The sequence below is a fragment of the Rhizobium sp. CCGE531 genome, from assembly GCF_003627795.1.
In the GTDB taxonomy this organism is placed as follows: Bacteria; Pseudomonadota; Alphaproteobacteria; order Rhizobiales; family Rhizobiaceae; genus Rhizobium.
The window spans coordinates 76,778-99,516 of record NZ_CP032685.1 but is presented as its reverse complement, the minus strand read 5'-3'; the positions used below and the strand labels follow the sequence as shown (position 1 = coordinate 99,516).

21 protein-coding genes are annotated in these 22,739 nt (G+C 61.5%); 8 read left to right on the top strand and 13 right to left on the bottom strand.

Annotation, left to right across the window (positions count from 1 at the left end; genetic code table 11):
- Window positions 1-54: 54 nt before the first annotated feature.
- The 3 genes from CCGE531_RS20000 to CCGE531_RS19990 all read right to left on the bottom strand — a co-directional run bounded on the left by CCGE531_RS20000 (window position 55) and on the right by CCGE531_RS19990 (window position 3,280).
- Complete coding sequence (locus tag CCGE531_RS20000) at window positions 55-1,377, bottom strand: HAMP domain-containing sensor histidine kinase (protein WP_120667147.1); 1,323 nt, start codon at window positions 1,375-1,377, stop codon at window positions 55-57.
- A complete protein-coding gene (locus CCGE531_RS19995; RefSeq protein WP_120667145.1) occupies window positions 1,374-2,114 on the bottom strand; it encodes a response regulator in 741 nt (246 codons plus the stop codon). The genes CCGE531_RS20000 and CCGE531_RS19995 overlap by 4 nt, the downstream gene beginning before the upstream one ends.
- Before the next feature lie 113 nt (window positions 2,115-2,227).
- On the bottom strand, window positions 2,228-3,280 hold the full coding sequence (locus CCGE531_RS19990) for an alpha/beta hydrolase (protein WP_120667143.1): 1,053 nt from the start codon (window positions 3,278-3,280) through the stop codon (window positions 2,228-2,230).
- Window positions 3,281-3,638: 358 nt separating this feature from the next.
- On the opposite strand from CCGE531_RS19990, the gene CCGE531_RS19985 reads away from it, so the two are divergent.
- On the top strand, window positions 3,639-5,411 hold the full coding sequence (locus CCGE531_RS19985) for a cytochrome c biogenesis protein DipZ (protein ID WP_120667141.1): 1,773 nt from the start codon (window positions 3,639-3,641) through the stop codon (window positions 5,409-5,411).
- A 48-nt stretch (window positions 5,412-5,459) separates the two neighbouring features.
- Entirely contained in the window at window positions 5,460-6,218 is a 759-nt protein-coding gene (locus CCGE531_RS19980; RefSeq protein WP_120667140.1) for an alpha/beta hydrolase, read from the top strand.
- 78 nt (window positions 6,219-6,296) lie between these two features.
- Here CCGE531_RS19980 and CCGE531_RS19975 read toward each other — a convergent pair whose 3' ends face one another.
- Entirely contained in the window at window positions 6,297-7,193 is an 897-nt protein-coding gene (locus CCGE531_RS19975; protein WP_120667138.1) for a LysR family transcriptional regulator, read from the bottom strand.
- 94 nt (window positions 7,194-7,287) lie between these two features.
- Here CCGE531_RS19975 and CCGE531_RS19970 point away from each other — a divergent pair, with 94 nt between their 5' ends.
- Window positions 7,288-8,703, top strand: coding sequence for an aldehyde dehydrogenase family protein (locus tag CCGE531_RS19970; RefSeq protein ID WP_120667136.1), 1,416 nt, complete (start codon window positions 7,288-7,290; stop codon window positions 8,701-8,703).
- Between the two features lie 108 nt (window positions 8,704-8,811).
- A complete protein-coding gene (locus CCGE531_RS19965; RefSeq protein ID WP_120667134.1) occupies window positions 8,812-9,306 on the top strand; it encodes a cytochrome b/b6 domain-containing protein in 495 nt (164 codons plus the stop codon).
- A 21-nt stretch (window positions 9,307-9,327) separates the two neighbouring features.
- Here CCGE531_RS19965 and solA read toward each other — a convergent pair whose 3' ends face one another.
- From solA to CCGE531_RS19935, 6 genes are all read right to left on the bottom strand, one after another.
- A complete protein-coding gene (gene solA / locus CCGE531_RS19960; RefSeq protein WP_120667132.1) occupies window positions 9,328-10,491 on the bottom strand; it encodes an N-methyl-L-tryptophan oxidase in 1,164 nt (387 codons plus the stop codon).
- A gap of 1 nt (window position 10,492) precedes the next feature.
- Complete coding sequence (gene hutH / locus CCGE531_RS19955; RefSeq protein ID WP_120667130.1) at window positions 10,493-11,998, bottom strand: histidine ammonia-lyase; 1,506 nt, start codon at window positions 11,996-11,998, stop codon at window positions 10,493-10,495.
- Complete coding sequence (locus CCGE531_RS19950) at window positions 11,995-12,771, bottom strand: ATP-binding cassette domain-containing protein (protein ID WP_120667128.1); 777 nt, start codon at window positions 12,769-12,771, stop codon at window positions 11,995-11,997. Before CCGE531_RS19950 ends, hutH begins: the two co-directional genes overlap by 4 nt.
- Before the next feature lie 22 nt (window positions 12,772-12,793).
- Window positions 12,794-13,498: an ABC transporter permease subunit gene (locus tag CCGE531_RS19945; protein WP_120667126.1), complete on the bottom strand. Its 705-nt coding sequence runs from the start codon at window positions 13,496-13,498 to the stop codon at window positions 12,794-12,796.
- A gap of 10 nt (window positions 13,499-13,508) precedes the next feature.
- On the bottom strand, window positions 13,509-14,234 hold the full coding sequence (locus tag CCGE531_RS19940; protein ID WP_120667124.1) for an ABC transporter permease subunit: 726 nt from the start codon (window positions 14,232-14,234) through the stop codon (window positions 13,509-13,511).
- A 101-nt stretch (window positions 14,235-14,335) separates the two neighbouring features.
- Complete coding sequence (locus tag CCGE531_RS19935; RefSeq protein WP_120669218.1) at window positions 14,336-15,175, bottom strand: transporter substrate-binding domain-containing protein; 840 nt, start codon at window positions 15,173-15,175, stop codon at window positions 14,336-14,338.
- 194 nt (window positions 15,176-15,369) lie between these two features.
- Between CCGE531_RS19935 and hutC the strand changes: the two genes are divergently transcribed.
- The gene (gene hutC, locus CCGE531_RS19930; protein ID WP_120667122.1) at window positions 15,370-16,125 is read left to right on the top strand and encodes a histidine utilization repressor; all 756 of its coding nucleotides are present in this window, start codon (window positions 15,370-15,372) and stop codon (window positions 16,123-16,125) included.
- A 35-nt stretch (window positions 16,126-16,160) separates the two neighbouring features.
- Here hutC and CCGE531_RS19925 read toward each other — a convergent pair whose 3' ends face one another.
- Both CCGE531_RS19925 and CCGE531_RS19920 read right to left on the bottom strand, forming a co-directional pair.
- On the bottom strand, window positions 16,161-16,508 hold the full coding sequence (locus CCGE531_RS19925; protein WP_120667120.1) for a hypothetical protein: 348 nt from the start codon (window positions 16,506-16,508) through the stop codon (window positions 16,161-16,163).
- Window positions 16,509-16,574: 66 nt separating this feature from the next.
- Window positions 16,575-17,012, bottom strand: coding sequence for an Lrp/AsnC family transcriptional regulator (locus CCGE531_RS19920; protein WP_120667118.1), 438 nt, complete (start codon window positions 17,010-17,012; stop codon window positions 16,575-16,577).
- Between the two features lie 141 nt (window positions 17,013-17,153).
- Here CCGE531_RS19920 and CCGE531_RS19915 point away from each other — a divergent pair, with 141 nt between their 5' ends.
- Window positions 17,154-18,203 (top strand): ornithine cyclodeaminase, encoded by a 1,050-nt coding sequence (locus tag CCGE531_RS19915; RefSeq protein WP_120669216.1) that lies wholly within the window; start codon window positions 17,154-17,156, stop codon window positions 18,201-18,203.
- Window positions 18,204-18,264: 61 nt separating this feature from the next.
- On the opposite strand, the gene CCGE531_RS19910 is transcribed toward CCGE531_RS19915, so the two are convergent.
- Window positions 18,265-19,584 carry an MFS transporter gene (locus CCGE531_RS19910; RefSeq protein WP_120667116.1) on the bottom strand — a complete coding sequence of 440 codons (1,320 nt, stop codon included), beginning with the start codon at window positions 19,582-19,584 and terminating at the stop codon, window positions 18,265-18,267.
- A 237-nt stretch (window positions 19,585-19,821) separates the two neighbouring features.
- Between CCGE531_RS19910 and CCGE531_RS19905 the strand changes: the two genes are divergently transcribed.
- Window positions 19,822-20,706, top strand: coding sequence for a LysR substrate-binding domain-containing protein (locus CCGE531_RS19905; RefSeq protein WP_120667114.1), 885 nt, complete (start codon window positions 19,822-19,824; stop codon window positions 20,704-20,706).
- A gap of 204 nt (window positions 20,707-20,910) precedes the next feature.
- Window positions 20,911-22,725, top strand: coding sequence for a PAS domain-containing sensor histidine kinase (locus CCGE531_RS19900; protein WP_245459313.1), 1,815 nt, complete (start codon window positions 20,911-20,913; stop codon window positions 22,723-22,725).
- The last annotated feature ends 14 nt before the right edge of the window (window positions 22,726-22,739 follow it).

The following is a 22,739-nucleotide window of genomic DNA, read 5'->3' as shown; positions in this document are numbered from 1 at the left end:
CTGCCGTCCAGGCTAACAGAAGGCCAGTTACCTAAAAATCCTTTCCACGGGCGATCAGGAAATGACGACTTCGGCCGCGAGACCGCCGCCTTCGCGGTTATAGAGTCTGACGGAACCACCCAGTGTCTGGGCGAGCTGCTGTGCAATCGCAAGGCCGAGTCCCGTACCACCGGTGTTGCGGTTGCGCGATTGCTCCAGCCGGAAGAAGGGCTGCATAGCCGCCTCGATCTGGTCCTGCGGAATTCCGGGGCCACGATCCAGAACGGTGATCGCAATCTCACCCGTACCCCTGCGCTCCACGGCGATTTCCACCGCGCCGGCAAATTTCAGGGCATTGTCGATGAAGTTGGTGAGAATCCGACGCAGCGCATGCGGCTTCGTTGTCGCCGTCCCCTGAATGAGACCGAGAATCTCGACGGATTTGCCGGTGTCCTGATAATCGTAGCTGATGCTCTCGATGAAGGAGGCAAGGTCGATTCGCGCACTCTTCTCGCCATTGCCATGGGCGCTGCGTGCATAGGCTATCCCATCCTGCACCAGACGCTCGATCTCGCTAAGATCCTGCAGCAGCTTGGTCTTCTCGGGCGAATCATCGGCAATATCGGCACGCAGGCGCATACGCGTGATCGGCGTCTGCAGGTCGTGCGAGATGGCGGCGAGAATCTGCACGCGCTCTTCGAGATAATGCGCGATTCGGTCGCGCATGGCGTTGAAGGCCCTGGCGGCATGGGCCACCTCGCTTGGTCCCCGATCGCTCAATGCCTGGCTCTTCTTGTTGGGATCGAGCGCATCGGCGGCGGCTGCAAGCTCGGCGAGCGGACGAGTCGCCTGACGAACGGCAAACCAGATACAAAGGACGATCAGCAGCATCTGGACGACGAAGACATAGGGCAGCCAAGCCGCCATCGGCATGACGCCTTTCGGCGTGACATCGATCGTCAGCGGACTGCCATCGCTCAGATTGAGATGCGCCTGCAGGCGCGAGATCGGGCCCGGTATCGATTCCATGCGGATGGGAAAGCGATGGCCGACCGCATCCTCTATCTTGGCGGCGATCTCCGCACCATGGGTCGAGGTATCGGGCACGCCTGGCAGGCCGTTGCCCAGCTCGAAATTATAATTGCCGCGGCTGAGCCAATCGACGAAATTCGCCCTCTCATCCGCCGGCAGGCGATCGAGCACCGCGATCGAGGTCGCGACGTCGTTCTCCAGCGTGCCGAGCATGACCGCCTTTGCCGACATGTAGCGCTCGATATAGAGCACGCTGAAGGATAGGCCGTAGGCGATCGCCAGCCCGGCCAGCAGGATCAGCGAAATGCGTGCACGCATGGTACTGGGCCACCACGGCCTGTGACCTGGCAAGTCCGCCATGGTCATGAGCGAAGCTCCGTTATTTCCACCGGAACGGAGAAGACATAGCCTTCGCTGCGAACCGTCTTGATGTAGGCCGGCTCGCGCGCATCATCCCCCAGACGCTGGCGAAGACGGCTGACGAGAAGGTCTATGGATCGGTCGAAGAGATCGGCATCACGGCCCTGCGTCAGGTTCAGCAGCTGATCGCGATTGAGCACCCGCTGCGGGTGGTCGATGAAGACGCGCAGCAGACGGTATTCGGCGCCGCTGAGCGTAATCTCCGTTCCATCCCGGTCGAGCAGATGACGCCCGACCGTATCCAGCCGCCAATCGCCGAAGGCCAGCATCTGGCCGGCTTCGCTGATCTGCAGGTTGGGCGGCAGCATGCGGGTGCGCCTCAGAACCGCCTTGATGCGGGCCAGAAGCTCGCGGGCGGCAAACGGCTTTGCCAGATAATCGTCCGCCCCCATCTCCAGCCCGAGAATCCGGTCCATTTCGTCGCTGCGCGCCGTCAGCATCAGGATGGGCGTCGCCTTGTGCTTTCCGGCGCGAAGCTCACGACACAGCACCAGGCCATCGTCGCCCGGCATCATCACGTCGAGCACGATCAGATCGACGGAATTGGCCTCGAGAAAGCTGCGCATCTGCCGGCCGTCGGCAGCTGTCGTCGCCCGCAAGCCGTTCTTTTTCAGATAGCTGGACACCAGCTCGCGGATTTCCCGATCGTCATCCACGACCAGGATATGGTCGACATGCTCCATTTTGATTTCCCACTCAACATCGTAAGCACCAACCTACGAATAGTCATCCCTCATCGCGCCAACGGCAGAGGGCGCCAGCCTATGCTAGCTCCCGCTCGCACACTACCGCCGAACTAGAAACGATCAACATCTATCACAGCCTGGGCGAAGGCTTGCGGCGCTTCCTGGGGAAGATTGTGACCGATGCCGCCGGTGATGGTGCGATGTTCATACTTGCCCGAGAACTTGCCGCGGTAGGCCGAGGGCTCCGGGTGCGGCGCGCCGTTGGCGTCGCCCTCCATGGTGATCGTCGGGATCGAAATCATCGGCCCGGCGGCGAGCTTCTTTTCATCGGCATCGAACTTCGCCTCGCCTTCGACGAGACCCAGGCGCCAGCGGTAATTGTGGATGACGATATCGACGTGATCCGGATTGTCGAAAGCGGCGGCCGATCGATCATAGGTGGCGTCGTCGAAAGCCCATTGCGGCGAGGCGGTGTGCCAGATCAGCTTTGCGAAATCATGCCGGTTTTCCTGATAGCCGAGGCGGCCGCGCTCGGTGGCGAAATAGAACTGGTACCACCAGGCAAGCTCGGCCTTTGGCGGCAGTGGCTTGCGGTTGATTTCCTGGCTGCCGATAAGATAGCCGCTGACCGACACCAACGCCTTGCAACGCTCGGGCCAAAGTGCGGCCATGATGTCGGCGGTGCGGCCGCCCCAGTCGTAACCGGCAACGACAACCTTTTCGATCTTCAGCGCATCGAGAAGGTCGATCATGTCGGCGGCAAGCGCTGCCTGCTGGCCGTTGCGCGGCGTGTCCTTCGAAAGGAAGTTGGTGGTGCCATAGCCGCGAAGATAGGGAATGATGACGCGATAGCCGGCGCCGGCCAAAAGCGGCGCGACATCGACGAAGCTGTAAATGTCATAGGGCCAGCCATGCAGCAGCAGGACGACCGGACCATTAGCCGGGCCGGCTTCCGCGTAACCGACATTGAGCACGCCCGCATCTATCTGCTTCAGCGCGCCGAAGGATGTATGGCTGCCGGCCTTGACGGCGGGCAGGGTCGAAGCGGAAGCCTTGGCCTCCTCAGCACCGGCGATAGCGGGCAGGCCGAATTCGGCGGCCGCGACGGCAATGGCGGCAATACCGAAGAAGCGGCGGCGATTGTGATTGATTTCCTCAGACATCTGTCTCTCCTGTCGATTGGATCGTGAAGCTGACAAAACCAGCCGCATGTATCGCCGATGTGTCGCAAGCAGCGGGCTTTTGAATGCCTGTGTAGCTTCGGACCGTGCAGATACAGTCTGATACAATCACTTCCTTTGATCGGCTAGGGACTAGCAGCGCCTGAAGCGCCGGCAAAATCGCGCCGGCATCCTTCAGTTTGTATCGCAGTGTATCGAAGCCGAGAAGATCGACGTTTCGGTACATTCTCCCATAGAGCCAGACACATTCGAGATACGTCGCCAACGGCAGATAGCGTCACTGCTGAGCACGGCGCGTCGCCGTCCGCAGCCCGTCAATTGCTTCTAAAGGAACAAGACGATGACGCTTCTCATCATAGCCTATCTTGGCGGTGCGCTGACGATCCTTAGTCCGTGCATCCTGCCCATTCTCCCCTTCGTCTTTGCCCGCGCCGGTCAGCCCTTCGTCAGGAGCACGCTGCCCATGCTTGCAGGCATGGCGCTGACCTTCGCGCTCGTCGCAACCCTTGCTGCGATCGGCGGCGCCTGGGCAATCCGTGCCAATGAATATGGTCGCCTCGCGGCAATCGTCCTGCTCGGCCTCTTAGGCCTGAGCCTGATTTCGCCCCGCATCGCGAGCGCTCTGTCTCGGCCGGCCATCGATCTCGGCAACAATCTCCTGAACACCGCGGGCAATGGCCGCGCGACATCGAACGTCAAAAGCTCCTTCGTGCTTGGCATTGCGACCGGGCTGCTATGGGCGCCATGCGCCGGCCCGATCCTCGGGCTCGTCCTGACCGGCGCCGCGTTGAAGGGCGCCAATCTGCAGACGACATTCCTGCTGCTGGCCTATGGCGCCGGCGCTGCGACCTCGCTTGCCGTTGCTCTCTTTGCCGGCGGCAGGATCTTTGCCGGCATGAAGCGGTCTCTCGGCGTCAGCGAACGCATCCGCCAGCTTGCGGGCGCTGCGGTTCTGGCAGGTGTGGCAGCCATCGCCCTTGGCCTCGACACCGGCCTGCTCGCCCGCCTCTCCTACGCAAGCACCGGCTCCTTCGAGCAGGCCTTGCTGGAGAAGCTGCATAGCAAGTCTGCAAGCCCGGGGACCGAAGTCGCCAGCAACGGCGTCGTGAAGGTTGCCACCGACACGGCACGCCCGTTCCACAGCGACCTTCCCATCGAAGGCCCCGCCCCTTCGCTCGACGGCGCCGTCACCTGGTTGAACTCCGCGCCGCTGACGTCAACCGGGCTCCGCGGCAAGGTCGTGCTCGTCGATTTCTGGACCTATTCCTGCATCAACTGCATCCGCACCATCCCCTATGTTCGTGCCTGGGCGGAAAAGTATAAGGATCAGGGCCTCGTCGTGATCGGCGTCCATGCTCCGGAATTCGCCTTCGAGAAGAATGTCGACAACGTCAAGAAGGCGATTGCAGACTTCAAGATCGGCTATCCGGTCGCGATCGACAACGACTACAGTATCTGGCGCGCCTTCGAGAACAACTACTGGCCCGCCCACTACCTGATCGATGCCAAGGGACAGGTCCGCTACCAGCATTTCGGCGAAGGCAACTATCGCCAGACCGAACAGGCGATCCAGGACCTTCTGCGCGAAGCGGGCAGCGACATGGCTCAAGACGGGCCAGTCGTTCCGGATGCAAAGGGTGCGGAAGCAGGCCCGGACCTCGGCCATATCCGCTCGGGCGAGACCTATGTCGGCTACAAGCAGGCAACAGGCTTTGCTTCCCCTGAAGGCGTGAAGGCAGATACTGCGGCCGACTATTCGATTGCCAATCCCGGCCTCAACCAATGGGGATTGGCAGGAACCTGGACTATCGGCCAGGAACAGGCATTGCTTGACAAGGCGGGCGGCGGCATCAGTTATCGCTTCAGCGCCCGCGACCTGCATCTCGTCCTCGGGCCGGCGTCCGACGGAAAACCGATCCGCTTCCAGGTGACCGTGGACGGAAAGGCGCCCGGCGCCGACCACGGCTCCGATATCGACGACGCCGGGAATGGCACCGTGACTGCAACCAAGCTCTACCAGCTCGTCCGCCAGTCCGGTGACGTTACCGCACGCAACTTCGAGATCCGTTTCCTCGATCCGGGGGTCCAGGCCTACGCCTTCACCTTCGGCTGAAATTACCATCCCACCCAAGCATGAACCTCAACTGACAGGAGTCACACCATGAATACCCGTTTTCTCTCCATCGCCGCCCTTGGCTTTGCCGCAAGCACCGTCGCATTTGCGGCGCAGGCAGCCGAGATCAAGAACATCGTCATCGTTCACGGCGCCCTTGCCGACGGTTCGGGATGGCGCAAGACTGCCGAGATCCTGGAAAAGGACGGCTTCAAGATCACGGTCGTCCAGGAGCCGATCACCTCGCTCGCCGACGATGTCGCCGCGACCAACCGCGTACTCGACCTTCAGAACGGGCCAAGCCTGCTCGTCGGTCACAGCTATGGCGGCATGGTCATCACCGAAGCGGGCAACCACCCGGATGTCGCCGGCCTCGTCTATGTCGCCGCGTTTCAGCCGGATAAGGGCGAAAGCCTGATCAGCCTCGCCAGCTCCAAGCCGGCGGGTAGCATGAACATCCGCGAAACCAAGGACGGCCAGTATCTCTATCTGGATCCGGCAACATTCGCAGCCGACTTTGCCGCCGACCTGCCGAAGGACGAAGCCGATTTCCTGGCGAAATCGCAGGTCTTTGCATCAAAGGCCGCCTTTACCGCCAAGATCGGCGAGCCGGCCTGGCGGGCGAAGAAGAGCTGGGCCGTCGTTGCAACCAACGACCGCTCCATCAATCCCGACCTTGAGCGCGATATGGCAAAGCGCGCCGGCAGCGACGTGACCGAAATCAAGGCAAGCCACGCCGTTTTCGCCTCGCAGCCGGAAAAGGTTGCCGCCGTGATCGAGAAGGCGGCCAAGGAGGCCGGCAAATAAGTTAAGCCAGCGGCGGTCTCATGAATGGGCCGCCGCCTGCTTCCTATAGCCTTCCAGGCGCAAATCCTTCGCCGATCATCAGCGGGAGGCGTTGCGCTCACGGATCAGATCAATCAAGGCGCGCAATCGTGCCGGCATCTGGCGGCGCTGGGCAAAATAGAGGCTGAGACCCGGATAAGGCGGGCTCCAGTCCTCCAGCACGGAGATCAGATTGCCCGCGTCTATGTGATCGGCAATAGACGCTTCGCTGATATAGGCCAGCCCCACCCCATCGAGGGCAGCGCTCAACAATAGATCGGAAGCATCGAGAGTGAGACTTCCCGGCGCGTCGATCAAAATGGCCTGACCGTGCCGCTCGAATTCCCAACGATAAAGCCGGCCGCTTGCCATGCGGGCGCGGATGCAGCGATGCTGCAAGAGATCGCCCGGAACGAGCGGGCGCGGCCTGTTGCTGAAATAGGCGGGTGAGCCGACGACGAGCGAGCGCAGCGTCGGAACGATAGGTATTGCGACCATATCCGTCGGCACGGTCTCGGCAAGCCGAATGCCGGCATCGAAGCCCTTGCCGATCACATCGACCAAGGCGTTATCGGTGACGATCTCGACGTCCACGTTCGGATAGCGCCGCCCATATTCGAGAATGAGGGGAACCAAAAGCATCCGCGCCGCGCCGGGTGCCATGTTGAGCCGAAGCGTGCCCGACACCGATCCCGACGACCCGCCGGCATCCTCGATAGCCCTGTCGATCACTGCCAGCGCCGGCGCGATATCCGCCACGAAGCGCTCGCCAGCCTCCGATAAGGTCACGCTGCGCGTCGTTCTATTGAAAATCCGCACGGACAGGCGCTCCTCCAGCGCTGCGACCGCGTGGCTGAGCGCCGACGGGGACATGCCGAGTTCGCGGGCGGCAGCGCGAAAGCCGCCATGCCGGGCAACCGCCGCGATCGCCTCGAGCTCCGCAAGGCTTGCCTTCATTGCGCGATTTTCCTCATCAGCCTGTTCCGCTTTGTCCAGCTACACCGATCAGGTAGCGCATCCTACCTCTCTCGTGAAGATAAAGGAGACGTTCATGCGCACCATCGACACCATCTATATCAACGGCAGCTTCGTTCAGCCGCACGGCAAGGACGAGGCTCCGCTTTTCAACCCGGCCACCGAGGAGCAGATCGGCACGGTGCGCCTTGGCGACGAACAGGATGTCGACAGTGCCGTCGGCGCCGCCAAGACGGCATTTCCGGCGATGTCGCAAAGCTCGAAGGCCGAGCGCATTGCCATGCTGCAAAGCCTACACGATGCCGTCGCGGCTCGCGCGTCTGATCTCACCGACGCCATGCGCGAGGAATATGGTGCACCGGCAGCCTTCATCTGCTTTTCGGTGCCGCATGCCGCCACGGCGTTTCTCCACATGGCCAAGACGCTCGAAACTTATGAATTCCGGCGCCGTATCGGCCACGCTGAAATCGAGATGCGGCCCGCCGGCGTCGCAGCCGCGATCACGCCGTGGAACAGCAATTACGGCTTCATCTGCAGCAAGCTTGCGACCGCCATTGCCGCCGGCACGACCATGGTGATCAAGCCCTCCGAAATGAGCGCGATCCAGACGCAGCTCATCGCCGAATGCCTGCATGCAGCCGGCCTGCCGAATGGTGTCTTCAACATCATCAACGGCCATGGCCATGTGGTGGGCGCTGCCCTCAGCAGCCACCGCGATATCGCCAAGATCAGCTTTACCGGCTCCACGGTGACGGGACGGGCGATCCTTCAGGCTGCCTCAGCGACCTTGAAGCGCGTGACGCTTGAGCTCGGCGGCAAGAGCCCGAACATCATCCTGGATGATGCCGATCTCGATACCGTCATCCCGCAGGTCTTGGCCGCCGGCTTTGCCAATAGCGGCCAGGCTTGCATCGCCGGCACCCGCATTCTCGCGCCTGAAAGCCGACTGGCGGAAATCCACGACCGACTGACCGATGCGGTCGCGGCGCACAAGGTCGGCGATGCGAGCGATCCCGCCGTCAAGATAGGCCCGATGGTCAGCCAGAAGCAGTGGGATCGCGTCCAATCCTATATCCGCCTCGGACAGGAAGAAGGCGCTCGGCTGATCGCGGGCGGAGAAGGCCGCCCCGAAGGGCTCGATCGCGGCTGGTTCGTTCGTCCGACGATCTTCTCCGGCGTCGACAACGATATGCGGATCGCGCGGGAGGAGATTTTCGGGCCTGTGCTCTGCGTCATCCCCTATCGCGATGAAGCGCACGCGCTCGAAATCGCCAACGATACGGCCTATGGCCTGCAAGCCTATGTCTTCTCCTCCGATATCGCCAGGGCAAAGCGGATCGCCGAGCGCATCGAGGCAGGCCGTGTCGTTATCAATGGCGCGTCGCACGAACCGCTCGCCCCCTTCGGCGGGTTCAAGCAATCGGGCATCGGCCGCGAATTCGGCACGCATGGTCTGGAGTCTTTCCTTGAGCCGCGCGCCGTGCTGAGCTGATACGAGAGCCCGGAGGCTCTTAAACGGCCGTCCGGGCTCTCGGTGGCGTTCAGGTTCTCGTTAGAATCACGTTCTATCTTTAGAACATTTCCGATCTAAGGAGATCCGATGTCCACCAGATCCACCTATTCCGTTCCGCAACGCATTCTTCACTGGCTTATGGCCCTGCTCATCTTTTTCAATCTCTTGTTTCCCGATGGAATGAACGCGTGGCGGCATCTGGTCCGCAACGGCCAGACGCCCTCGTCGGCCGATATCGCCAGCGCCAATATCCACGCCTATGCCGGCATCGCCATCCTGTTGCTCGCCATCATGCGCCTTGCGGTCAGATTTTCATCCGACCTTCCCGCCACGCCGGACAATCAGCCCGCCTTCCTGCATTATATCGCGCGGCTGACGCACGTTCTGCTCTATGTGCTGATCTTTGCGATGCCGCTGTCGGGAATGGCAGCCTACTATCTGGGGATCGACACGGCGGCCTTCGTCCATGGCGGTCCGATCAAGTCCCTGCTCTGGATCGTCGTCGTCCTTCACATCCTCGGCGCACTCGTCCAGCACTTCTATTTCAGATCGGACGTGCTGCGGCGCATGACGCTCGGCTAAATTGCCGACGGGATTGGCGGCCTATGCCCGCAAGCCGCCAAAGTACTTCTCGCCAAAATGCTTCTCAAAGGAGAACAGGGCGGTCGGCAATGCGCTTCCGCCTTCAAGCGCCAAATCCGCAAGGATTTCGCCGACCACGCTCGTAAACTTGAAGCCATGGCCGGAGCAGGCCGAAGACACGACGATATCAGGCAGGCCCGGGACTCGATCAATGAGAAAATCCTCGCTAGGCAGCATGGTATAGCGGCAGGTCGTCGCCCGCACGCGAAACGACGCTGCCTCCGGCAGGCGATTGCGGGCGAAACTGTCGAGCAGATCGGTATCGGCGTCATTGACCGGCGGATTGGGCATCGTGGGGTCGATCGGTTCACGGAAATGCGCGTGGCGGCCGATTTTCACGCCATCGACGCCGATCGCCGGGAAGCCGAAATAGGAACCCTCGGCGCCTTCGTCGCGCAGGAAGCAGGGCATGCGCCGTGGTTCGGCAACGAAACCATCCTTCGGCTGATACCAGGCGACCACCTGCCGGATCGGCTGCGCATGCGCCTTCAGCTGCGGCACGAGCTCGGCGATCCATGCGCCGGTTGCGACGATCACCTTGCGGGCGCGATATCGTCCCGTCGAGGAAACAACCGTCACGCCCGTATCGTCGGGCTCGATGGAAACGACGCGTTCGCCGAAATGCAGGACGGCACCATCCTCCGCCGCAAGCTTCAGATAGCCCATGATCGCAGCTTCCGGTCTGACATAGCCGCCCTGCGGATCGAGCAGGCCGACCTCGCCTTCCTCCAGTGCAAAAGCCGGAAAACGGCGCTTCATGGCGTCCCGGTCGAGTATCTCATGCGGCAATCCATGCATGTCGCAGGATGCGCGCGTGCCGCTGACGATCTTGCTGTCGGGCGCGCCGATCTGCAGGACGCCGGTGACCGTCAGGATCTCGGCGCGCAGCCTTGCCTCCAGCGAGCGCCAGTTTTCATAAGCTCGCTTCAGCAGCGGAACATAGGATGGATCCTCGAAGTAGCCGAGGCGGATCAGACGGCTGTCGCCATGCGAGGAGCTGAGCGCATGGGCGGGGAAATGCGCCTCGATCCCGATTGCCTTTGCGCCGCGAGCCGCTGCAAAGGACAATGCAGCACTTCCCATCGCGCCGAGCCCGATGACGGCAACGTCGAATTCCGCGGACATATTATGCTCCAGTTTCGCCTTCGGCAGGCGGCGCGACCTCGGCGATCATGGCCCGCAGGGCTTCGATATCCGCATTCAAGGGACGATCATCGCCATAAACGGGCACGCATGAACGAACCGCGGCGTAGACACGCTCTGTTCCCGGCGCCCGCGTCCCTTGCGAGACCAGAAAGTCGTGCGCCTGCGCCGCCGCCATCAGCTCGATCGCCAGGATGTATTCGGCATTGTCGAGGATCGCGAGCAGCTTGTTGGCAGCAGCGGTCGGATGGGCAAGGAAGTCTTCCTGAAGGCCGGAGGTGAGGCCGCCGTCGAGGGAGGCGGGAGCAGCCAGCCGTCTATTGTCGTTGCTCAACGCCGCGGCGGTGTATTGCGCGATCATGAAGCCGGAATGGCTGCCGGCGTCGCTCGCCAGGAACGGCGGCAGGCCGCTGACCAGCGGATTGACGAGACGATCCATCCGCCGCTCACTCATGGCAGCAATCTGGGCAATCGCAATCGCCAGGCTATCTGCTGCCTGACCAAGGGCCGGAGCGACGGCATGGGCTTCGGAGGAGACGACCGGCTGCTCGGGCGTGCCCGAAACCGCCGGATTGTCCGTCACGGACGCCAATTCCTGATCGACGATGCGAGCCGTCTGTTCGAAGATATCCCAGGCGGCGCCATGGGCATGAGGGACAGACCTCAGGCTCAATGCATCCTGCGTCCGTCGCCCAAGGGCGGCCGCAACGAGGCCACTGCCATCCAGTCTGTTGCGCAATCTGCGCCCGACCTTGGCGATGCCAGCCGACGGGCGAAGCGCCAGCACGTTCTCATCGAAAGCCGCGACCTGGCAGCCGGCTGCCTCTAGCGTCAGGGCGGCGATGGCGTCGGCCCAATCAAGCAGATGTTCGGCGCGGGAAACTGCAAGGGCCGACAATCCGGTGGCGCAGGCCGTGCCATTGACGAGGCTCAAGCCCTCCTTGGCACCGAGCACCAATGGGCTCAAACCGATCGCCGAAAGCGCCTCGGTGCCATCAATGGATTTGCCCTTCACGACAGCCCTGCCCTCGCCGATCAGGACGAGGGCGGTGTGGGCATTGTGCGTGAGGTAACCGGCAGACCCCTTGGACGGGACTTCCGGAATGCACTCATGTTCGAGAAACGCGGCCAGATATCGGATGATCTCTGGCCGTACGCCAGAATGGCCATGGGCGAAATTGGCGATCTGCGCCGCGATGATGGAGCGCACCTCGCGCGCCGGCAAAAGCGGACCGACGCCGCAGGCATGGCTCAAGATGATGTTGCGCGAAAGCCGGCTCTGGGAATCCCGATCGACCACCGTATCGGACAAGGCGCCGACGCCGGTATTGATGCCGTAGGCGCGCACGCCCGTTTCCACGATCCGCTCGACGATACGGCTTGCCTCGGTAACGCGTTCCCAGGCTGCATCGGACAGCGCAACAGATTCTCCAGCACCGACCCGCGCGACCTCGCGCCAGGAAATCGGCTTGTCGATCGTGACGGTCATTGCCCGGTTCCGAAATGGCCGATGAACTGGCGGAAGGCCGGCGATGCGCCGCCGCCGAACATCTCGTCCGGCGTGCCGGTGCTTTCGACGAGCCCTTCCTTCATGAAGACGACGCGGTTGGAGACGTTGCGGGCAAAACTCATCTCGTGGGTGACGACCAGCATCGTCGTGCCCTCTTCCGCGAGCGAGCGCATGACGCGCAGCACTTCGCCGACGAGCTCGGGATCGAGCGCCGAGGTCGGCTCGTCGAACAGCATGAGCTTCGGCTTCATGGCAAGCGCGCGGGCAATCGCCGCGCGCTGCTGCTGGCCGCCGGAGAGATGGGCGGGATAGGCATGGCGCTTGTCGGCAATGCCGACCTTCTCGAGAAGCGCTTCGGCCTCGGCGATGCACTCGGCGCGCGGGCGCTTCAGGACATGAACCGGCCCCTCGATGATATTTTGCAGGATCGTCATATGGGACCAGAGATTGAAACTCTGGAAGACCATGCCGAGTTCGGAACGGATATGATCCACCTGCTTGTGGCTTGCCGGACGGCTGCGGCCATTCTTGTGGATCATGCGGATCTGCTCGCCATCCACCCAGATCTCGCCATCCGTGGCGATCTCAAGGAGGTTGATGCAGCGAAGGAAGGTTGATTTGCCCGAGCCGGAAGCGCCGAGCAGCGAAATCACATCGCCATCCTGAGCATCGAGCGATATGCCGCGCAAGACCTCATGAGTACCGAAGCTCTTGCGGATGTTGCGGACGGAAAGTCGGGTGACATCTGGCATGATTTGCCTGCTCCTGTACGCTTTAGGCCTTCAGCGCCGGCGGAATGGCGCGGCGATGGCGGGACAAGGAATATTCCAGCAGGGCCATGGCCTGCAGAATGACGAAATTCAGCACGAGGTAGATAATCGCGGCACAGAGGAAGACCTCCATCGTGCGATAAGTGTGCGAGATGAGCCGTTGCGCAACGCCTGTGACTTCCCAGACGGTGACCAGGCTGGCGAGCGCCGTCGACTTCATCATCAGGACGATTTCGGTCGAATAGGCCGGCAGAGCGTGCCGGAAGGCGATCGGCGCGATGATGCGGCGCACGAGCAGGAGGCGAGACATGCCGATCGAGCGCGCCGCCTCGATCTCTTTGGGCGAAACGGCACGAATACCGCCGCGGAAGATCTCGGCCGTATAGCCGGCCGTGCACAGCGCCAGCGACAGGATCGCGCAGACCACGGGCTCGCGCAGGAAGGGCCAGAGGAACGAATAGCGGATGATGGAAAATTGCGCCAAGCCATAGAAGATCAGGAACATCTGGATCAGCAGCGGCGAACCGCGAAAGACGAAGATATAACCCTTGGCAAAGCCCGACAGGATCGGATTGCCGCTCACGCGCAAGGCGACGATGACGAGGGCGAGAATACCGCCTGATACGATCGACAGAGAAAACAGCAGGAGTGTCATCGGCACCGCCTGCAGCAGCGTGATCATGGTGCTCGAGAGGAAGGTAAAATCCATTTGCCGCTCCTCAAGCCTGGCCGATTGTCGCAGCCGGCATGCTGCGGTTGGCGCGTCGTTCCGCCCTGTTGAAGATGCGATCCGACAGGCTGGTCAGGATCAGGTAGAGAATCCCGCCGGCGATAAAGAAGAGGAAGTACTGCCGCGTGGAGCCGGCCGCGACCTGGCTGGTGCGCATCAACTCGGCAAGGCCGGTGACAGAGATCAAGGCGGAGTCCTTCAGGCTGAGCTGCCAGACGTTGCCGAGGCCGGGAATGGCGTAGCGCACGACCTGCGGAATGATGATGCGGCGCAGGCGCAGGCCGGCATGCATGCCGATCGCCGAAGCCGCCTCCAGCTCACCCTTGGAAATGGCAAGATAAGCGCCACGGAACACTTCCGCCTGATAGGCGCCAGAAATGATACCGACGGCAAGGGCGCCCGCGGCAAAGGACGGCAGGCCGAGAAAGCCCTCATAGCCGAGCCACTGGCCGACCGAAGTGACCGCCGAAGAGCCGCCGAAGTAGATAAGGTAGATGATCAAAAGTTCCGGTACGCCGCGAAAGACGGTCGTGTAGACGTTGCCGAGGGTCTTCAAGAGCAGGTTGCCGGAAAGCTTTGCCGAGGCGACGATCGCACCCAGCACAGCCCCGATGGCCAAAGCCGTCGCCGTGACGGCGAGCGTCATCAAGGTGGCAACGAGCAGCAGCGCGCCCCAGCCGTTCGGGCCGAAGCCCAGCAGTTGCAAGGTTGCCATAGATCCAATCCCTGTCCGTGGCAGTTTCAGGCGTCAGCATATCATACGGTCTCCGGCGGCAAAGCCGGAGACCGATGGTAACGGCCCGAAGGCCGAACCGATCATTCCGGGCTGACGTCGACCTTGAACCACTTCATCGACAGGGTCTTGATGGTGCCGTCGGCAAGTGCAGACTTGATCGCCCCGTTGAGCTTGTCGCGCAGATCGGTATCGGCCTTGCGGATGCCGAGGCCTTCGCCCTCGCCCCAGATGGAGCCGGCGATTTCCGGGCCGGTGAAGGCGAGCGAGTCATTGGCACTGGCGAAGGCGTTCGCGAAGTAAACCGCATCGTCGAAGCCGAGATCGATACGGCCGTTCTGCAGGTCGAGATCGCGGTCGGCGCCGGTCTTGTATTCGCGGATCGTGGCGATCGAACCGAAATTGTCATAGACGAACTTGGCATAGACGGTTGCAGCCTGGATGCCGATGGTCTTGCCCTTGAAGGCGTCCTTCAGGACGTCGATTTCCTTGACGCCGGTCTGGCCGGGGGTCATCTTGATCGTGGCGCCGGTGCCGGCGGCATTGGCAAGCGGGCTATCCTTCGCGGTCGCGAAGGCGGCGGGCGTAGCGGCATAGGGAATGGTGAAGCCGATGACCTGCTTGCGCTCGTCGGTGATCGACAGCGCATCCATGATCACGTCGAACTTGCCGGCATTCAACGCCGGGATCATGCCGTCCCAATCGGAAGCGACAAGCTTGCAGTCGATCTTGGCGCGTTCGCACAGGACCTTGGCAAGTTCCGGCTCGAAGCCGCCGAGCGTACCGTCGGCATTGGTCATGTTCCACGGGGCGTAGGCACCTTCCAGGGTGATCGTCGCCGTCTTCCAGTCCTTGGCGGCAGCCGGGACCGCGAACGCGGCGGCGGCCATGGCGCCTGACAAGAGAATTGCACTGAATTTCATCGTGTAGAGCTCCTCTGAGGTTGAAAACTGGCCTTTCAGCACTTCCTACCGATCTTCGCCGGCTTGCCCGCTTTCCCAATTTATTTTTAGGATTGATTGCGAGGTTGTATAGGGTACCATATGAGATAATTTATGATATGCAAGTGGGAAAGTTGTTTTCGAGGCAGATTCACTCGGTGCAAAGGGAATAGGCAATGAAGCGCTCCGGCGAGATGAGACGCGAACTGGCGGAAAATGACACCGCACCTCTCTATGCCGGTGTCAAGCAGATGATACTCGACCGCATCCACAGTGGCGAGTGGCCGCCCAAATATCGCGTTCCTTCCGAAAACGAATTGGTGGTCGAGCTTGGCGTCAGCAAGATGACAGCCAATCGCGCCCTGCGCGAACTCGCCAGCGAGGGCGAACTGGTCCGCATCCAGGGCGTCGGTTCCTTCGTCGCCGAACGCAAGGGCGCATCCGCCCTGTTCGAAGTGCGCAACATCGCCGAGGAAATCGCCGAACGCGGCCATTCCCACCAGGCAACCGTGATCGTGCTGGCCCGGGAAGCCGCATCACCCGACGTTGCCGATGCGCTGGAACTCGACATCGGATCGCCGGTTTTTCATTCGCTGATCGTGCATAGCGAAAACGGGGTGCCGGTCCAGATCGAGGACAGGCATGTCCATCCGGAGGCGGCACCCGACTACCTGCAGCAGGATTTCATCGGCATGACGCCAAACGCCTATCTTTCGGCGGTCGCGCCCTTGAGCGGCTCGGAACATGTGGTCGAAGCGGTCATGCCGCAAGCCTGGGAATGCAAGCTGCTGACGATCCTGAAAACCGAGCCCTGCCTGACGATCCGCCGGCGCACATGGTCGACGCGCGGCGTCGTTTCCACGGCCCGGCTGGTTTATCCGGGCAACCGCTACCGGCTGGAAAGCCAAAGCGGCAGGCCTTCGGATCGCTAGGTTGTATATGGAAGATAGGCTGCACAGAGGCGGGATTATAACGCCTGCTGCATGAGCGCCATCAACAAGGCTCCCAAAAGCAGGCCCGAAACCGTGGCGAGCACTTTCAGGATCGCGCGCTCGATCCGCAGACACTTCTCCGGCAGGACCAGGGCAAGCGTTTCACTTGCCGCCGCGATCGATATGCACACCAAGGCAACGATGCGACGGTCGTCAGGGTAAGCCATGACGAACAGGAAACCCAGAAGACCAAACGGGACCATGCTGTCGACATTTGCCGGCGCCATGAACGGATACCTCGTCCGAACCGGGACGACCGTGGTCACGACGATCAGGCCGAGGACGGTCCAGGCAAGGGCGTGGGCGAGCAAAGCGAGGTCCATGCGAAATCATAACAACACATGCAACGCGTTTTCAAGCGCGCCGCCGCCTCGACGACATCGGCATCTTCAAAGGCTACTGAGCAGCAGGCTGGTTTCGCTATTGGCAACGCCGTCGATCATGCGCACTTCGCGCAGGACCCGGTCGAAGTCCGAAAGGCTGATTGCGCGGATATTGGCAACCAGGTCCCAATTGCCGTTGGTCGTGTGCAGCGAATAGATCTCGGGCAGACCGCGCAGCTTGCGGATGACCTGGGTCGTCGATTTCCCGACGACTTCGATCATCATGACGGCATGGACGGTCTGCTCTTCATAATCTTCGCGCACCCGCACGGTGAAGCCGAGAAGCGTGCCGGTCTCGATCAGCCGGTCCAACCGGTTCTGCACGGTACCGCGCGCGACGCCCAGGGCATCCGATAGCTTGGAAAGCGAAGCGCGGCCATCCGCCCGCAAATGCGCTATGATGCGTCGATCAAGATCGTCCGGAATATATTTGGCAAGCGCCATTGCGTAATCCCATTTTGCGTTTTCCGCCAAAAACATTAGGCAATTCGTACAAAGCAATACCAGAACTGACACAGTTTTGCGATTTCAGTCAATCGATCCGCTTGTTACCCTATGGGAAACAATTGCATTGAGGACATGACGATGCCCGCACCGCTCCCTTCGGAAAAAGCCTTCATTCCCTTCGTCAGCGTCGAGAATATGATGCGGCTCGTCCATCATGTCGGCATTGAAACCATGCTGGTCGAACTCACCGACGCCATCGAAGCGGACTTCCGTCGCTGGGAGCTTTTCGACAAGACTCCCCGCGTCGCCTCCCATTCGCATGACGGCGTCATCGAGCTGATGCCGACGTCCGACGGAGCGGTCTACAGCTTCAAATATGTGAACGGCCATCCGAAGAACATGGCTCGGGGATTGCAGACCGTCACAGCCCTCGGCCTGCTGGCGGAGGTCTCGACGGGCTATCCGGTGCTATTGACCGAAATGACGCTCCTGACGGCCCTGCGCACGGCGGCGACCTCGGCGATGGCGGCCCGCCACCTTGCACCGGCCAATTCGCGCCGCCTCGCCCTGATCGGCAACGGCGCGCAAGCGGAATTCCAGGCGCTGGCGATGAAGGCGGTTCTCGGCATCGAGGAAGTCCGCCTCTACGACATCGATCCGAAGGCGACGGAAAAGACCGTGCGCAACCTCACCGGAACGGGTCTGCGGCTCATGCCCTGCACCTCGGCCCAGACCGCCATCGAAGGCGCCGACATCATCACCACCTGTACGGCCGACAAACAGTTCGCGACCATTCTGACCGATAACATGGTCGGCGCCGGCGTGCACATCAACGCCATCGGCGGCGACTGCCCGGGCAAGACCGAGCTTCACCGCGACATCCTGCTGCGCGCCGACACCTTCGTCGAATATCCGCCGCAGACCCGCATCGAAGGCGAGATCCAGCAGATGGATCCGGACTATCCGATTACTGAACTCTGGCAGGTCGTCGCCGGCCGGGCACCGGGCCGCAGCAGCGAGCGGCAGATCACGCTGTTCGACAGCGTCGGCTTTGCGATCGAGGATTTCTCCGCCCTGCGCTATGTGCGCGAGAGGCTGGCGGGTACGGACTACTTCCAGAAGCTCGATATTATTGCCGACCCGGACGACCCGCGCGACCTGTTCGGCATGCTGCTGCGGGCGGCCTAAAAATTCGATGGCGATCGCATCGGTGACCGCCATCGAATTCATCCATTCATTGCGGATGTTTTCAGCCCTTGCTGCCCGACGCAACCAGTTTCGGTTCCTCTACCCTGCCGCTCAGCGAGAAGGCGAGCAGTGCCGATAGCAGCATCAGCGCCCCGACGATGAACATCGGCAGTTGGTAAAGGCCGGTCGCATCCTTGACGACGCCGGTGATATAGGGCGCCGCAAAGCCGGCAATGTTGCCGATCGTGTTGATCAGGGCGATGCCGGCTGCGGCCGCCGGTCCCGTCAGGAAGCGCGACGGAATGGCCCAGAAGTTCGGCAGGGCGGAAAAAATCGCGCAGGCCGTCAGCGTGATCATGACGATGGTTGCTTCGGGCGAGCCCATATAGAGCGCGGCCGGAATGCTGAGCGCGCCGATCAGGGCCGGAATGCCGATATGCCACGGCCGCACGCCGCGCCTGGAAGCATCGCGGCTCCAGAAGAACAGGGCAAAGGCGGCCGGCAGATAAGGAATGGCCGTGATCAAGCCCTTGTCGAAAACGTCGAACTTGGTGCCGAACTTCGTCTCGAAACCGGCAATGATGGTCGGCAGGAAGAAGGCCAGCGCATAAAGGCCGTAGATCAGGCCGAAATAGATTACCGACAGCAGCCACACACGGCCATCCGTCAGGGCCAGGCCAGTCATCTTGCCATGAGCGGCCGTCTTTGCCTTTTCCTCGCGGGCAAGTTCCCGGTTCAGCCAATCCTTCTCCGTCTGTGTCAGCCACTTGGCATCGTCGGGTCGATCCGCGAGATAGAACCATGCGACGATACCGATGACGATGGCGGGGACGGCAACGCCGAAGAACATGAGGCGCCAGCCTTCCAAGCCGAAGACACCATGCATCTGAATGAGCATCGCCGCAAAGGGTGCACCGACGACGGTGGTCAGCGGCTGGGCGAGATAGAACAAAGCCAGGATCTTGTTGCGATGCTTGGCGGGCACCCACATGCTCAAAAACAGGATCGCGCCCGGAAAGAAGCCGGCTTCGGCAACCCCGAGGAAGAAACGCAGCACGTAGAGCTCCGTCGCGCTCGATACCCAGGTGAACAACAGCGCCACGATGCCCCAGCTCACCATGATGCGAGCGAGCCAGCGACGGGCGCCATATTTGTGGAGTGCCAGATTGCTCGGGATTTCGAGCACGATATAGCCGAGGAAGAAGATACCCGCCGCGAAACCGAATTGCGCCGCCGTCAGCGCCAGATCCGTCGTCATGCCGTTCGGGCCGGCAAAGGAGATCGCGGTGCGATCAAGGAAGTTGATGAAGAACATCAGGGCGATGAACGGCACCAGCCGCTTCGACACCTTGGCGATGGCCGAACGCTCGACCTGTGACATTTCCTGATTAGCAGGCTGCAATAGAAATCCTCCCCCAGTCCTGAAACCCAGCGACGCAGCGCTCCGCTTGCGTCGCTGACCGAACGGAAACTCCGACTTCCCTTCCAATCCCTGCCTACGGCCGCATGCGCCCTCGAATGACCTTGATCTCTAATGGTATGGACAAGCTGCAAGCAAACGATTTAATCTCCCTGTCATGTGAGGAAAAATCACATCATATTATCGCAGGACTGGAAAATGAGCGGCCCTCTTCCATCGCTGAATGCCTTGAAGGCTTTCGAAGCGACCGCGCGGCACAGGTCGATGACGCTGGCTGCCGACGAGCTTTGCGTCACGCATGGCGCGATCAGCCGGCACATTCGCGGTCTCGAGCAGACATTGGGCGTTATTCTCGTCAACCGCCGGGCGCATTCCACCGAGCCGACGCTAGAAGGGCTGCGGCTGGCCGAGGGGCTGGCAAGCGCTTTCGGCCTGATGCAGGCGAGCGTCGAGCGTGTTCGCCCTGGCCCGCTGACGCTTTCCTGCTCCTCATCCATCATGATGGGATGGATCATTCCGCGCATCGGCCAATTCCACGAGCGCCATCCACACATCGCCCTGCAATTCAACATGAACTACGATCAGGTCGATTTCGTCCGGGACAAGATCAGCCTCGCGATCCGCTCGAGCATCATCGAACCACCGAAGGATGCGATCATCCGCGAGCTTGGCGGCGAAGCGATCGGCCCGGTCTGTTCGCCGGAATATCTGAGCCGCTCCGGCATTCTTTTTCCAAGCGACATGGAGAATGCCGCACTCCTCTCCACACGCACGCGCCCGCAAGCCTGGAGCGACTGGCGGGCGATCGCAGGCGAGAGGGATCTGCTGCCCGCGGCCCAGTCCGCTTTCGACCATTTCTACCTGCTGATCCAGGCGGCCGCCTGCGGCCTCGGCATTGCGGTCGTCCCGCAGATGCTGGTGCTCGATCAGCTCGCCTCGGGGCGGCTGGTGGCACCGTTCGGTTTCCTGCCCGGGCCGAGGCGCATGGTGCTCTGGATCGCCCCGCATATTGCAGGCAGACCAGACGCATTGGCGCTCGAGCGATGGCTGACGGCGGAAATGCATGCAAGGCCGGACACCTGACCGCCGCGATCGGGACCGGCAATTTGCGGCGCTTCATATCGCCGCGAAATATTCATGGCGGAATTGACTTATGTTACTTAAAATACACAGAAATCGCCGAATTTTCTCCATGCACCCCGCAACGAGGAATATGCTATGAATCCTTGCGAACATGAGCAAACCGGTCAACCCTTGCAGGCTCAGATGTCGTTCGAGAGAGTATCCATGCTGAACATCGTGGCAAGTCAATCCGGCGAAATGGCAGCGCGCATCTCCGGCCTCGATTGGGCAGCGACCAATCTCGGCCCTCGATCGGCATGGCCCTCCTGCCTCACGGTCGCGGTCGACATCATGCTGTCGGCGCAGGCGCAGATCGTCATGTTCTGGGGTGAGGACTTCGTCGCCCTTTACAACGACGCCTATGCCGCCACGATAGGCGACAAGCATCCACGAGCCCTGGGGCGTCCGGCGCGGGAAAACTGGGCAGAACTTTGGAACGATCTGGAGCCGCTTCTGCGCTCCGTTCTGCAGGATGGCAATACGGTCGTCGCCAAGGATCGGCCGTTCTACATAGAGCGCCACGGCTATCCCGAAACGGTCTATTTCGACATTTCCTATTCGCCCGTTCGCGATACGAATGGCGAGGTGCTGGGTGTCTTCTGCATCGTCAATGAGACGACGGAGCGCGTTCGCTCCGAACAGATATTGCGGGAAAGCGAGGAGCGAATCCGCGCGGTCATTTCTCAATCCGCGACGGGAATGGCCCAATGCGAGCTCGACGGCCGCTTCGTTCACGTGAATGGGCGCTTCTGCGAGATCGTCGGCTACTCCGAGAGCGAGCTTCTCGGCATGCTGATGGACGACATCACCTATCCGGACGATCTGCGCGAAAATATGCGCCTGTTCGAGACGATGATTGCGACCGGCGAAAGCTTCGAGATCGAAAAGCGCTATGTCCGCAAGGACGGCGGCCTCGTATGGGTCGTAAACTCAGTTTCCGGTCTGCGGGACAGTTCGGGACGCATCCAGCGGGTCGCCGGCGTCGTCACCGATATCACCGAACGCAAACGGGTACAGCAGGTGGAGCGGCGTCTGGCGGCCATCATCGCCTCGTCGGACGACGCGATCCTCAGCATCGATCTCAACACGGTGATCACAAGCTGGAATACGGGTGCGGAAAGGCTTTACGGCCACTCCGCCGAAGAAGCTATCGGCAGGTCGGTCACGATGCTCCTCCCGGACGACCGAAGCGAAGAGGAACCGACCATCCTCGCCCAGATCCACGCGGGTCAGAAGGTCGAGCCCTACGAGACCAAGCGGCGCCGCAAGAACGGCGAACTTGTCGACGTCCTGCTCAGTGTCTCCCCGATCTATGACGCCTACGGCCGGATCGTAGGGGCCTCGAAGACCGCTCACGACATCAGTGCGAAGAAGGAAGCCGAACGCCTGCAGACAGTGCTAGTCGGCGAACTCAATCATCGCGTCAAGAACGTTCTTGCAACTGTCATGGCCATATCACGCCAGACATTGGGGCGCGACGAGGTCGACAAGGCGGCCGTCGAGACATTCGAGGCGCGGCTGGCTTCGATGGCGCGCGCGCATGACCTACTGATCCACGGCAAATGGGAGGAAGCGGACCTATTGGCCGTCATAGGCCAGGCGCTGTCGCTCTACCCTAAGGAGAAGTTCGAAATTTCCGGTCCGGCGATCAAACTGGCGCCGCGAACCATTGTCTCCATATCGCTTGCGATGCACGAGCTTGCAACGAATGCCGCCAAATACGGCGCGCTGTCGGTGCCTGATGGCCGTATAGCCATCCGCTGGTCTCTGGAACCCGACAAGACCGATCGGCTGAGCCTGCGCTGGCAAGAAGCGGGAGGACCGACCGTCAAACCGCCCACACGCAAGGGGTTTGGCTCCAGGTTGATCGAAAGCCTGTTGGCGGCCGAACTGAACGGCCAGGTCAATATCAGCTACGAGCCAAGCGGCGTGGTCTGCGAGGTACATGCCGCGACAGGCATCGGCTGGGATCAGGCCTGAGAGAGAACTGCCTG

Excerpts from the sequence above, each read along its gene's own strand:
- CCGE531_RS20000 (WP_120667147.1), bottom strand. The coding sequence starts at position 1,377 with ATGACCATGGCGGACTTGCCAGGTCACAGGCCGTGGTGGCCCAGTACC.
- CCGE531_RS19995 (WP_120667145.1), bottom strand. The coding sequence starts at position 2,114 with ATGGAGCATGTCGACCATATCCTGGTCGTGGATGACGATCGGGAAATC.
- CCGE531_RS19990 (WP_120667143.1), bottom strand. The coding sequence starts at position 3,280 with ATGTCTGAGGAAATCAATCACAATCGCCGCCGCTTCTTCGGTATTGCC.
- CCGE531_RS19985 (WP_120667141.1), top strand. The coding sequence starts at position 3,639 with ATGACGCTTCTCATCATAGCCTATCTTGGCGGTGCGCTGACGATCCTT.
- CCGE531_RS19980 (WP_120667140.1), top strand. The coding sequence starts at position 5,460 with ATGAATACCCGTTTTCTCTCCATCGCCGCCCTTGGCTTTGCCGCAAGC.
- CCGE531_RS19975 (WP_120667138.1), bottom strand. The coding sequence starts at position 7,193 with ATGAAGGCAAGCCTTGCGGAGCTCGAGGCGATCGCGGCGGTTGCCCGG.
- CCGE531_RS19970 (WP_120667136.1), top strand. The coding sequence starts at position 7,288 with ATGCGCACCATCGACACCATCTATATCAACGGCAGCTTCGTTCAGCCG.
- CCGE531_RS19965 (WP_120667134.1), top strand. The coding sequence starts at position 8,812 with ATGTCCACCAGATCCACCTATTCCGTTCCGCAACGCATTCTTCACTGG.
- solA (WP_120667132.1), bottom strand. The coding sequence starts at position 10,491 with ATGTCCGCGGAATTCGACGTTGCCGTCATCGGGCTCGGCGCGATGGGA.
- hutH (WP_120667130.1), bottom strand. The coding sequence starts at position 11,998 with ATGACCGTCACGATCGACAAGCCGATTTCCTGGCGCGAGGTCGCGCGG.
- CCGE531_RS19950 (WP_120667128.1), bottom strand. The coding sequence starts at position 12,771 with ATGCCAGATGTCACCCGACTTTCCGTCCGCAACATCCGCAAGAGCTTC.
- CCGE531_RS19945 (WP_120667126.1), bottom strand. The coding sequence starts at position 13,498 with ATGGATTTTACCTTCCTCTCGAGCACCATGATCACGCTGCTGCAGGCG.
- CCGE531_RS19940 (WP_120667124.1), bottom strand. The coding sequence starts at position 14,234 with ATGGCAACCTTGCAACTGCTGGGCTTCGGCCCGAACGGCTGGGGCGCG.
- CCGE531_RS19935 (WP_120669218.1), bottom strand. The coding sequence starts at position 15,175 with ATGAAATTCAGTGCAATTCTCTTGTCAGGCGCCATGGCCGCCGCCGCG.
- hutC (WP_120667122.1), top strand. The coding sequence starts at position 15,370 with ATGAAGCGCTCCGGCGAGATGAGACGCGAACTGGCGGAAAATGACACC.
- CCGE531_RS19925 (WP_120667120.1), bottom strand. The coding sequence starts at position 16,508 with ATGGACCTCGCTTTGCTCGCCCACGCCCTTGCCTGGACCGTCCTCGGC.
- CCGE531_RS19920 (WP_120667118.1), bottom strand. The coding sequence starts at position 17,012 with ATGGCGCTTGCCAAATATATTCCGGACGATCTTGATCGACGCATCATA.
- CCGE531_RS19915 (WP_120669216.1), top strand. The coding sequence starts at position 17,154 with ATGCCCGCACCGCTCCCTTCGGAAAAAGCCTTCATTCCCTTCGTCAGC.
- CCGE531_RS19910 (WP_120667116.1), bottom strand. The coding sequence starts at position 19,584 with ATGTCACAGGTCGAGCGTTCGGCCATCGCCAAGGTGTCGAAGCGGCTG.
- CCGE531_RS19905 (WP_120667114.1), top strand. The coding sequence starts at position 19,822 with ATGAGCGGCCCTCTTCCATCGCTGAATGCCTTGAAGGCTTTCGAAGCG.
- CCGE531_RS19900 (WP_245459313.1), top strand. The coding sequence starts at position 20,911 with ATGCTGAACATCGTGGCAAGTCAATCCGGCGAAATGGCAGCGCGCATC.